This is a genomic window from Phenylobacterium sp., assembly GCF_037968635.1.
Taxonomy (GTDB): domain Bacteria; phylum Pseudomonadota; class Alphaproteobacteria; order Caulobacterales; family Caulobacteraceae; genus Phenylobacterium.
The window spans coordinates 1-10971 of the sequence record NZ_JBBKVV010000192.1; the positions used below are offsets into that span (position 1 = coordinate 1).

The following is a 10971-nucleotide window of genomic DNA, read 5'->3' on the forward strand; positions in this document are numbered from 1 at the left end:
CAGCCGTTGCCGAGGAACATGCCCAGCAGGCCACCGGCCACCAGGCCGCCCAGGATTCCGCCGCCCATGCCGCCGATCCAGCGCTCGATGACCCCTGACCGTCCCGGCGCCACGGCTCAGGCCCCGGCAGCGGCCGGGGCGGCGGCGCAGGCGCCCCGGCGCGGCGGCTTCCTCGGCGGCATGGGCGGCGGAATCCTGGGCGGCCTGGTGGCCGGTGGCCTGCTGGGCATGTTCCTCGGCAACGGCTGGGGCGGCATGGGCGCCGGGATGATGAACACCCTGATGCAGCTGGCGATCCTGGGTCTCGGCGTCGGCCTGATCGTGATGCTGTTCCGCCGTCGCCGCGCGGCGACCGCCGCGCCGGCCGGCTTCGCGCGGGACAATGTGACGCCTCTCAACGGCGCGCGGGGTTTCGAACAACCCGCCAGCGGCGGGTTCGGCGGCTTTGGCGGCGGCGCCACCGCCGTCCCCCCGGCCCCGGAGGTCGTGGAGACCTACGAGATCGGCGTCACCCAGGCCGACCGCGACCGGTTCGAAGAGCTGCTGAACGAGGTCCAGGCCGCCTTCGGCCGCGAGGACTACGCCGCCCTGCGAGAGCGGACGACGCCGGAGATCATGTCCTACCTCTCCGAGGAACTGAGCCAGAACGCCACCCAAGGCCGCCGCAACGAGGTGTCCGACGTGCGCCTGCTGCAGGCCGACGTGGCCGAGGCCTGGCGTGAGGGCGACACCGACTACGCCACCGCCGCCCTGCGCTATTCGAGCGTCGACGTCATGCGCGATCGCGCGAGCGGCGCGGTCCTGGAGGGTGACGCCACCAGCCCCACCGAGACCACCGAGCACTGGACCTTCACCCGCCAGAACAACGGCGCGTGGAAGCTGGCGGCGATCCAGGAGGCCTAGGGCTCGATGCGATCAAGCGGAGTCGCCTGATCGCTGACTCGGGCTCCAATTTGAAAAGTTGAGAGCCGGATTCAGGCTTCGAAAGCAGCCATCCGGCTCTGGGCCCTACCGCCCAAACTTCCATCATCTGGGCAAGTCCTGGGGGGAGGAGACGCATTTCCGTCTCCGTTCCGACGTTCAAAGCTGCTAGGGAGCGGTCAAGACGGCCGGGCTGGCCGCGGGCCGTCCGGAGGGGCGGCAGTTTAGGGAGAGGCGCGGGGACGATGGCCCAACAAGGCATCGCCATTCGAGGACAGCGGAGCCTGCTGCGGCAGATCCGCGAGGCGCTGGCCGGTGGTGGGCCCGCGCAATCACGCCTGGACATGGTGGTGCGCATCATCGCGCGCTCGATGGTGGCCGAGGTCTGCTCGCTCTACATGCGCGGCGGCTCCAACGACATGGAGCTGTTCGCCACCGAGGGCCTGGACCCCACCGCCGTCCACGTCACGCGCATGAAGCCCGGCGAGGGCCTGGTGGGGGAAATCCTGCGCCTGGGCCGGCCGCTGAACCTGTCGGACGCGCCAAACCACCCGGCCTTCTCCTACCGCCCTGAGACCGGCGAAGACCCCTTCCACGCCTTCATGGGTGTGCCCCTGCTGCGCGGCGGCCGGGTCATCGGGGTGCTGGTGGTCCAGAACCGCACCGAGCGAGTCTATTCCGACGACGAGGTCGAGGACCTGCAGATCGTCGCCATGGTGCTGGCCGAGATGGTGGCCAGCAGCGAACTGGCCACCGAAGGCGCGCTGAAGAACGCCGAACTGGTCCCCCACCGGCCGGAACGGCTGAAGGGCGCCAAGTTCGCCGACGGCCTGGCGCTTGGGGTCGTGGTCCTGCACGAGCCGCCGGTGGCGACGTCCAAGCTGTTGAGTGACGACGTGCAGGCCGAGGAGGTTCGGCTGGCCACCGCCATCGCCAGCCTGCAGGCCCAGATCGACGAGATGCTGGACGGCCAGCACGGGCTGGTCGAGGCCAGCTACGAGGTGCTCGACACCTACCGGATGTTCGCCCACGACCGCGGCTGGAATCGCAGTCTGGAGGACGCGGTGCGCAACGGCCTGACCGCCGAGGCGGCGGTGGAGCGGGTGCGTTCCGAGCACCGCGCCCGGCTGGGCCAGGCCCGCGACCCCTATCTGCGCGAACGTCTGCACGACCTGGAAGATCTCAACGACCGGCTGCTGCGGCACCTGTCGGGCGAGGGTCACAAGGCCCGCGACCTGCCGCCCAACGCCATCCTGATCGCCCGCAACCTGGGCCCCGCCGACCTGCTGGAATACGACCGCACCAAGCTGAAGGGCCTGTTGCTGGAGGAGGGCTCGGCGGCGAGTCACGCGGCCATCGTGGCCCGCGCCCTGGACATCCCCTGTGTGGGACGGCTGGCCGGACTGCGCGACAAGGTGTCGGAGGGTGACCCCGTCATCGTCGACGCCGAGACCGGCGAGGCCTATCTGCGGCCGCGCCCCGACGTCATCAAGGCGCTGCAGGCGAGGCTTGAGGTCCGCACCCAGCGGCGGGCGGAATTCGCCAAGCTGCGCGACACCCCGGCCTTCACCCGCGACGGGGCCAAGATCACCCTGCTGATGAATGCGGGCCTGGACGTCGACCTGGACATCCTGGCCGAGACCGGCGCGGAAGGCATCGGCCTGTTCCGCACCGAGTTCCAGTTCATGGTGGCCGAGGAGATGCCGCGCTTCAACGCCCAGACCGCGCTCTATGGCCGGGTGATGGACGCGGCCGGCGAGATGGCGGTGACCTTCCGGACGCTGGACCTGGGCGGCGACAAGGTGCTGCCCTATCTGGAAGCTGAGCGGGAGGACAACCCGGCCCTGGGCTGGCGGGCGATCCGCATGGGCCTGGACCGGCCGGCCCTGCTGCGGCTGCAGTTACGGGCGCTGATCGCCGCAGCGCGCGGACGGCCGCTGCGGATCATGTTCCCTCTGGTGGCCAATGTGGACGAGTTCCGCGCGGCTCGCGCCCTGGTGGACCACGAGATCGCCTGGGCGCTGCGGCGCGGCCGCGCGGCGCCGTCGCGGCTGGAGGTGGGCGCCATGATCGAGGCGCCGTCGCTGATCTGGCACCTGGACGCCCTGTTGCCGATGACCGACTTCGTCAGCGTCGGGACCAACGACCTGATGCAGTACCTGTTCGCCGCCGACCGGGGCAATCCGCGGGTTGCCGACCGTTACGACTTCCTGTCGCCGCCGGCGCTGCGGGCCTTGCAACAGATTCAGCAGGCCTGCGCCGAGACCGGGACCCCGGTCTCGGTCTGCGGGGAGATGGCGGGGCGTCCGCTGGAGGCCTTCGTCCTGGTGGCCCTGGGCTTCGAGCGGCTGTCCATGCCGCCCGCCGGTCTCGGGCCGGTGAAACAGATGGTGCTCTCGTGCGACCGCGAAGCCGCCAGACGAGGGGTCTCGGCCCTGATCAAGAGCTCGGCCGGCTCGATCCGCAACGAGATCGAGACCCTGGCCCGCAAGACCTCCGTCGCCATCTAGACGGATCGGTCGGCGCGGGTTTAGGCTCAAGCCTCCAGTTGGAGGATGTCTTCGTGGCCACAGACAGCTGATCGGGCGGCGCCCTGCGCGCCTCGCTTTCCCCGTTCATTGCTCAACGAGAGCCCGCGCCCGTGCGCGCCGGTTCCGACCACGGATATTCCATGACCCAATCCCACACCCCGGCGCCCGCGGGCGCGACCCCGTATGCCGATCTCAACGGCGTGCTCCACCAGCTTGTGAGCCGCGCCAAGGCGTTGCTCGGCGACAATTTCGTCGGCGCCTATCTGCAGGGCTCCTTCGCGGTGGGCGACGCCGACGAACAGAGTGACGTCGACTTCCTGATCGTCACCGCGCGCGATGTCTCCCTGGCTGAGCAGCCGGCCCTGCAGGCGATGCACGCCGAGCTGTTCAAGCTGGCCTCGCCCTGGGCCCAGCATCTGGAGGGGTCCTATGCGCCCGCCGCCGTCATCCGTCGTTGGTCGACCCAGCCGCGCGATCCGGTCGACGAGCCCCGCGCGCCCGGCTGGGCCGATCCCGGCATGGCCGACATGCCGGCCCGGGCCTATCCGTTCCTCTATCTGAACAACGGCGCCGACCACCTGGTGCGCTCCGAGCACGACAACAGCCAGGTGGTGCGCTGGTGCCTGCGGGAGAAGGGGATCGCGCTGGCCGGTCCGCAGCCCGGCGAGCTGGTGGACGCGGTGACGCCTGAGGCCCTGCGGACGGAAATCCGCACCCTGTTCCGGCGGGTCACGACGCTGTGGCTGGGGGGCACGATCCCCATCGACGCGAACTGGCTGCAGGCCTTTATCGTCACCCAGTACTGCCGGATGCTGCACAGCCTGGAGACCGGGACGGTGACCTCCAAGAAGGCCGCCAGCGCCTGGGCCAAGGGCCGGCTGGATCCCAAGTGGTCAGGGCTGATCGATCGGTCCTGGACGATCGGGCGCTCGAACTTGGCGACCAAGTTGGCGCCTGCTGATCCCGAGGATGTCATCCAGACCCTGGCCTTCGTCCGCTACGCCGTGAAGTGGGAGGCGATGGCGGGCGCGGCGTCGAAGGGCGCGCACGGCGCCTCGCGGTCGCGCTGGCAGGACGCGGGCGGGCGAACGCGCGGGGGCCAGGCAGCTCCCTCCCCGATCCGCCCTGGCGGACGGGGCCGGAGAGGTTAGGAGACCGCGACGATCTCCACCTCGGCGCCTGCCAGCATGGCGGTGTCGCCGACGTGCTTGCCCATCAGGGCGCGGGCCAGGGGAGAGACGTGGGAGACGCTGCCGTGGGCGGGGTCAGCTTCGTCCTCGCCGACGATGCGGAAGGTCTGCCGGCGGCCGTCCTCCCGGTCGATGGTGACCTCGCCACCGAAGCGCACGGTGTCGGTGTCGTCACTGGGCTCGATGAGCTGGGCGTTGGCGCGGCGGGCGGCATAGTAGCGCAGGTCGCGGGTGGCTCTGGCCATCGCGGTGCGGTCGGCCTCGATCCCGCCGGCGTGCTGGGCCGCCGCATAGTCGGCTCTCGCCTGGGCCAGGGCCGACTCGATGGCGGCCATGCCCTGCGGCGTCACCAGGTTGGGGTGCGGCGAGATCGGGCGGTCGGGGAGATCGGCGGCGGTGGCCTCCGCATCCCCTTCCTTGGTGAACGCAACGCTCATGGCGGTTCCTCTGGCTTGAGCGTCTAACGCGCCGGGGCCGGTTTAGCTCTCGACCTTGAAGGTCAGGCCGGCATTGTCCGACAGCCGCTTCACCAGCCGGTCCCCCAGGGCCGCGCCAGGCACCCAGATGCCGCCGGCCACATCGGGGGCGTTCACCAGGGCGATAGCGGTCTCGGCGATGATCTTGGAGGTGGAGCCGTAGCCTGGGTCCTTGTCGCCATAGACAGAGACCTGGACCTTGCGGCCATCCGGCGCGATGGCGATGAACAGGCAGTCGTAGAAGCCGGCCTCGCGCTCTTCCTTGCTGGGACCCTCGCCCGGCTGCGGGCCGCCCTCGGCGGGCATGTCGGCGAAGGCCGCAGGCGTCTTCGGGTCGATGATCGACATCTCGTCATAGACGAAGTCGGCCCCGTAGGGGTGACCCTGCAGCAGGTTGGAGCGGTGCACGTTCTTGGTGTTGATGGCCGCCATCATGAAGGGGCCCACGTCGGCGCCGACGTCCGGGTCGTGTTCCTGCTTGTTGCCGGGGGGCTGGGCCGGACCGGTGAAGCCCGGTGTCAGGGCGAAGGGGTTGATCATCAAGGCGAATAGGCTGGGGTCCTTTTGCAGGGCCGCCATGGTGGCCCGGCCCGAGGCCGCCGTGCCGCCCGACAGACCGCCCAGCATCTTGCGCATGCGGCCCTTCACGCGCGGGACCATGGCGCCGAGTTTTTCCTTCGCCGTCTTCTGGGCGAAATAGACCCCGAGTTCGAAGGGAATGGAGTCGAAGCCGCAAGAGAACAGGATGCGCGCGCCGCTCTTCTTCGCCGCCGCTTCATGCTTGCCGATCATCTCGGCCATCCAGTTGGGTTCGCCCGAGAGGTCGAGATAGTCGGTCCCCTGGGCGGCGCACTCGGCCACCAGGTCCGAACCGTAGAGCTGATAGGGGCCGACGGTGGTGAGGATCGCCTTGGCGCGGGCGACCATGGCCTTGACCGAGGCCGGGTCCGACGCGTCGGCCACCACCAGGGGGGTGTCCTTGGGCGCGCCGATCTCGTCGCGCACGGCGGCCAGCTTGTCGGCGCTGCGTCCCGCCATGGCCCAGGTCACGTCGCCGCCGACGCCGTATTTCTGGGCAAGGTACTCGGCCACCAAACGACCGGTGAAGCCGGTGGCGCCATAGACGATGATGTCGAATTCGGCCTTGGGGTTCATGAGCACGCCCTTCCTTTTGAGTTGGCGCGGACCCTGCCGCGATTGAGGCCGACGCGCAATTGTTGAGGGCCTGAGACGCTCCGACCCATTGCAGAGTCCGCCATCCGACGGCAGATAACCGCCATAGCCTTTTTCATTTCATCGAACCTGAGATCCATTTCCAATGTCCGAGATCATTGTTCCGAGACAATTCCGCGGCCCGCCCGTCACCGCCAACGGCGGCTATATCTGCGGCGTGCTCTCCAATGCTGTCGGCGGCCGTGGCAGCGCCATGCTGCGCAGCGGGGTGCCGCTGGACGTCGCCGTCACCCTGACGCCGGGTGAAGACGGCGGGGTCGTGTTGACCAATGCCGAGGGCCTGCCGCTGGGTTCGGCCAAGCCCGCCGCCGACGACGCGATCCCCATGCCGCCTGCCCCGCCGACCATCGCCGAGGCCCGCCGCTTCCAGGGCGCCTCGCGGTTCGCGCAGAAATCCCTGCATCGCGGCTGCTTCTCCTGCTGCATCGAGCGTGAGGATGGCGAGGGCCTGGGCGTTCACGTCGGTCAGATTGAGGGCGCCCCTGAGGGAACCTGCGCCGGCCTGTGGACCCCGCACGCCAACTTCGCCAATCCGGACGGAACCATCCCCGACGAGATCACCTGGGCGGCGCTGGACTGCTCGGGCTCCATGGCCTGGTGGATGAAGACCGAGACCCCCGTTGGCCTGCTGGGCACCATGGCCGGTGAGGTCCTGGTGAAGCCCAAGGCGGGCGAGACCTATGTCGTGGTGGCCTGGGCCGACCGGGTCGAGGGCCGCAAGCACTTCGCCGGTGTCGCCCTGTTCGACGCTGACGGTCAGGTCATGGCCCGCAGCGGCCAGATCTGGATCGGCCGCCCGCCCGGCGCGCCGCCCTACCAACTGCCGCCGGTCACGGCGAACGCCTAGTCCCACGACGGGCGCGCGGTGACGCGCGCCCGATCACACGGTGGGCGTGGTCCCGCCGTCGATGACGTACTCCGCCCCGTTGATCGACGCCGCGCGGTCCGACCCCAGGAAGGCTACGAGTTCGGCCACCTCCTCCGGCCGGCCCGGGCGGCCTATGGGTATGCCGCCCAGCGAGTCCATAAGGCCCTGCCGCGCGGCGGCTGCGTCGGTCCCGGCGGTGGCCGCCAGCCGGTCCACCAGGGCGGTGGCGGCAGTGGTTTCGATGAAGCCCGGCGCGATGCTGACGACCCGGACGCCCTTGGGCGCGACCTCGTTGGAGAGGCCCTTCGAATAGGTGGTGAGCGCCGCCTTGGCCGCGGCATAGGCCAGGGTCGCGTCGAACAGAGGCAGGCGCCGCTGGATCGAGGAGACATGCACGATCACGCCCTTGCCCTGGGCCAGCATGGTGGGCAGCAGCGCCCGGTCGAGGCGAACCGCCGCATAGAGGTTCTGGTTGATCGCGGTTTCCCACGCCTGGTCGTCCAGCGCCGCAAAGCCGCCGCCGGGCGCGGTCGAGCCGCCCACGTTGTTGACCAGCACATCGAGCCTGCCCAGCCGCGCCAGCGCCGCCTGCGCCAAGGCCTCCACGCCCTCGCGCGTGCTAAGATCGGCGGCGAGAAACAGATCGGGCGCGGCGAGGCCTTCATGCGCCGAGCGGGCGGTGGTGAAGACTGTGGCGCCGGCCTCTCGCAGCCGGGCCACCGTGGCCTGCCCCATGCCCCGCGTCCCGCCGGTGACCAGGACGCGCTTGCCTTCGAAATCGCCCATCAGCCGATCTCCAGGCGGTTGATCAGCCCATCGGCCACCTGGAACCGATAGCGAAGATCCACGGGGCTCCCGGGGAAGGTTCCGACGAGGTGTGCGGTGACCACGGTCTCCCCCGCCTCGGCCGCGATGGCGGTTGGGGTGGCGGTGAACTGGTACTTGGCGCGGCTCTCGGCCGCCCAGGCCCGGATGGCGTCCCGGCCATTGATGTCGTGGCCCTCGTCGTGGACCAGGGCGTCCTGGGCGAACCCGGCGGCCACCTCATCGGGATCATCGCGATTGGCGGCGGCGAAGTAGGGACCGATGGGATCGGGGAGCTTGAGGGTCATTGCGTGTCCTTTGCGCTGGTTGAACCCTCAAGATGGACTATACTTCCAGAATGGAAAGAACCGACAAAATGGTAGGGTACTCACCTACAGGTAAGCTTGAAGACGTCACACCGGACATGGCGGCCTCTGGCGTCGAGGCGGCGTTCCGCATGCTGGAGGGGCGCTGGAAGATGGTCATCATCTTCCAGATGTTCGCCAAGGGGACGCTTCGGTTCTCTGAACTGGAGCGCGCCATCCCCGGGGTGTCGCAGAAGATGCTGATCCAGCAATTGCGCGACCTGGAGCGCGACGGCCTGGTCATCCGCACCGTCTATCCGCAGGTGCCGCCCAAGGTGGAGTACAGTCTTACCGACTGGGGCCAGGCCATGTGCCCAGCCCTGGACTCCCTTCTGGAATGGGCCGCGGCCCGACCTGCCACGACCCCCGCCTAAGGTTCCACCAGGACTTCGCCTAGAACGGGTTCCGACGCTCAGGCGTTCTTCCTCCCAGTGAAGGCTGGGAGGAATCCATGAGTTACAAGCGTTTCGCCGCGATGATCGCGGTATCGACCGTTGTCATGTTCGGTCTGATGTACCTGAACACCTACGCCATCGAGCACGCGCGGTTCAGCCAGACACGGATGTGGATGGCGCTGGTGATGGGCGCGGCCATGGCGCCCATCATGCTGCTGTTCATGCTGAAGATGTACGACGACCGGCGGGCCAATATCGCCATCCTGGCGGTGAGTGTCGCGGTGTTCGCTGGCGCGCTCTGGCTGGTGCGCAGCCAGGAAAGCGTCGACGACGTGGCCTATATGAAGGCCATGATCCCCCACCACTCCATCGCGATCATGACCAGCCGGCGCGCCCATATCCGCGATCCGCGCGTGCGCAAGCTCGCCGATGGCATCATCGAGGCGCAGGTCCGCGAGATCGGCGAGATGGAGGCCCTGATCGCCGATCTGGAAGCAAAGCCACCTCGCAAGGACGCGCCGGACCTGGCGCCGGTGCGCTAGGGTTTCACCGCGCGGGTCGCCATGCAGGTTGGGAAGTAACGGGAGCGTCCGGTATCGGGGGCGCCGCCGTCGCGGTCCTCGTACATGTGGGTCAGGACGAAGCCCGCCTGCAACTGGCCGCCGATCTGCGCCTCCAGGGTGTGGCTGAATTCCACCGTGTGGTCGCGGGCGATCCTGCGCTGCAGCTCTTCGGGCGGCAGGTGAGTGATGTCGGCATAGGGCAGGGCATGCCTCACGATCAGCTCGCCGCGGTCTTCGGCTTCGGCGTCGAAGACATAGACCATCGGGTTCATGAAGCCGGCCAGCAGCGCCCCGCCCGGCCGCAGCACCCGGTGCGCCTCGCGCCAGACCGGCAGGATCTCGGGCGCGAAGCAGTTGGAGACCGGGTGGAAGATCAGGTCAAAGCTGGCGTCGGCGAAGGCCGAGAGATCGTGCATGAAGCCCTGCCGCGTGGTCAGGGTCAGGCCGTCGCGGACCGCCACCGCCTCGTCCTGCCCCAGTTGCCGGGGCGAGGCGTCGAACACGATTACCCGTCCGCCCGCCGCCGCCAGGATCGGCCCCTGCTGGCCGCCGCCCGAGGCCAGGGCAAGGACATGCTTGCCCGCCATTTCGCCAAACCAGTCACCGGGCACGGGAATGTTGGGGGTCAGGAACACCGACCAGTCACCCAGGCGGGCGCGAGCGACTTCTTCAACCGAGACTGGCCGGGTCCAGACGTCCTGTTCTTCGACCCGGCGGTCCCAGCCCTGCTGGTTGTTTCGGGAAACCTCATCGGCGCGCATTACGGTCTTCCCCCTGCCCGGTGCGCCGTTATAGACGATCCATCCCTGGACACAGACCCAGGGCGGCATGTTCCCCGCGATAGGCGGCGAGTGAGGGAACAGGGTCACGCCCCAATCCGGCCGAGTTGTCCCAACATGACGCAAGCGGCGCGAGATGACGCAAAATAACGGCCAAGCTTTCGCGCCTCGCCCATGGGGCGAGTTAACCATCAGCGACCAATTTACGCATTGAATTCCGTAGTCTAGCGTGATATCCACTCAGTTGTATTAACAACTTCGCAATAACGCGGAGTGGGGTGGGGCCGCGAAGTTAAGCTGCGGTCAAACAGTGGGGTGTCAGGTAGCCATGCCTCTCGATACTGGCGGGGTTACAAATCTGCATTTGCGAGCGGACGGGGAGCGCGATCCCGGTCTGGCGGACACCTATATGCCCACCATCGACACCGGACCTGACATCGGCACGGCCCTGAAATCGGCCCGCGAGTTCCGCGGCCTGACGCTGCAGGATGTTGCTGACTCCACGCGTATCCGGCGCGCCTATCTGGCGGCCATAGAAGACATGCGCCTGGAGGAGTTGCCCTCGCGCCCCTTCACCATCGGCTACGTGCGGGCCTACGCCAATGCGCTGGGCATGGACGGCGACGCCGCGGTCGAACGCTTCAAGCTGGATGAACCGGCCCAGGACGAGCCTCTGCGCGCACCGGTCGGCGTGCGGCGCGACGGCGACCCGCGGGTCATGGCCATCGTCATCGTCGGCCTGCTGATCGTGGGCGCCATCGTCATGTGGAACATCGCCCAGCGCGCCATGAGCGAGCAGGCCCCGCCCGCCGCCAACGCCCCGGAAGCCTCCGCCGTCGGCCTGCC

The 10971-nt window shown here is 68.8% G+C and carries 12 protein-coding genes; 7 read left to right on the top strand and 5 right to left on the bottom strand.

Annotated features, from left to right (window positions below):
- Positions 1 to 66 precede the first annotated feature (66 nt).
- From AAC997_RS20415 to AAC997_RS20425, 3 genes are all read left to right on the top strand, one after another.
- Positions 67 to 903 carry a Tim44 domain-containing protein gene (locus tag AAC997_RS20415; RefSeq protein ID WP_340647547.1) on the top strand — a complete coding sequence of 279 codons (837 nt, stop codon included), beginning with the start codon at positions 67 to 69 and terminating at the stop codon, positions 901 to 903.
- A gap of 263 nt (positions 904 to 1166) precedes the next feature.
- Complete coding sequence (ptsP, locus tag AAC997_RS20420) at positions 1167 to 3431, top strand: phosphoenolpyruvate--protein phosphotransferase (RefSeq protein ID WP_340647548.1); 2265 nt, start codon at positions 1167 to 1169, stop codon at positions 3429 to 3431.
- Positions 3432 to 3592: 161 nt separating this feature from the next.
- Positions 3593 to 4603, top strand: a complete 1011-nt coding sequence (locus AAC997_RS20425; protein ID WP_340647549.1) for an aminoglycoside adenylyltransferase domain-containing protein — start codon at positions 3593 to 3595, stop codon at positions 4601 to 4603.
- On the opposite strand, the gene greA is transcribed toward AAC997_RS20425, so the two are convergent.
- Both greA and AAC997_RS20435 read right to left on the bottom strand, forming a co-directional pair.
- Entirely contained in the window at positions 4600 to 5079 is a 480-nt protein-coding gene (gene greA, locus AAC997_RS20430; RefSeq protein ID WP_340647550.1) for a transcription elongation factor GreA, read from the bottom strand. The two genes, AAC997_RS20425 and greA, sit on opposite strands and share 4 nt — an antisense overlap.
- 42 nt (positions 5080 to 5121) lie before the next feature.
- Positions 5122 to 6273, bottom strand: a complete 1152-nt coding sequence (locus AAC997_RS20435) for a saccharopine dehydrogenase NADP-binding domain-containing protein (protein ID WP_340647551.1) — start codon at positions 6271 to 6273, stop codon at positions 5122 to 5124.
- A 163-nt stretch (positions 6274 to 6436) separates the two neighbouring features.
- On the opposite strand from AAC997_RS20435, the gene AAC997_RS20440 reads away from it, so the two are divergent.
- Positions 6437 to 7198 (top strand): hypothetical protein, encoded by a 762-nt coding sequence (locus AAC997_RS20440; protein ID WP_340647552.1) that lies wholly within the window; start codon positions 6437 to 6439, stop codon positions 7196 to 7198.
- Positions 7199 to 7231: 33 nt separating this feature from the next.
- Here AAC997_RS20440 and AAC997_RS20445 read toward each other — a convergent pair whose 3' ends face one another.
- Positions 7232 to 8005, bottom strand: coding sequence for an SDR family oxidoreductase (locus AAC997_RS20445; protein ID WP_340647553.1), 774 nt, complete (start codon positions 8003 to 8005; stop codon positions 7232 to 7234).
- Complete coding sequence (locus AAC997_RS20450; protein WP_340647554.1) at positions 8005 to 8331, bottom strand: nuclear transport factor 2 family protein; 327 nt, start codon at positions 8329 to 8331, stop codon at positions 8005 to 8007. The genes AAC997_RS20445 and AAC997_RS20450 overlap by 1 nt, the downstream gene beginning before the upstream one ends.
- Before the next feature lie 116 nt (positions 8332 to 8447).
- Between AAC997_RS20450 and AAC997_RS20455 the strand changes: the two genes are divergently transcribed.
- On the top strand, positions 8448 to 8762 hold the full coding sequence (locus tag AAC997_RS20455) for a helix-turn-helix domain-containing protein (protein WP_340647555.1): 315 nt from the start codon (positions 8448 to 8450) through the stop codon (positions 8760 to 8762).
- Between the two features lie 77 nt (positions 8763 to 8839).
- Positions 8840 to 9325, top strand: a complete 486-nt coding sequence (locus AAC997_RS20460) for a DUF305 domain-containing protein (RefSeq protein WP_340647556.1) — start codon at positions 8840 to 8842, stop codon at positions 9323 to 9325.
- Here AAC997_RS20460 and AAC997_RS20465 read toward each other — a convergent pair.
- Complete coding sequence (locus AAC997_RS20465; protein WP_340647557.1) at positions 9322 to 10215, bottom strand: class I SAM-dependent methyltransferase; 894 nt, start codon at positions 10213 to 10215, stop codon at positions 9322 to 9324. The two genes, AAC997_RS20460 and AAC997_RS20465, sit on opposite strands and share 4 nt — an antisense overlap.
- A 238-nt stretch (positions 10216 to 10453) precedes the next feature.
- Here AAC997_RS20465 and AAC997_RS20470 point away from each other — a divergent pair.
- Positions 10454 to 10971: helix-turn-helix domain-containing protein (locus AAC997_RS20470; protein ID WP_340647558.1), on the top strand; the 518-nt coding region annotated here is incomplete at its 3' end.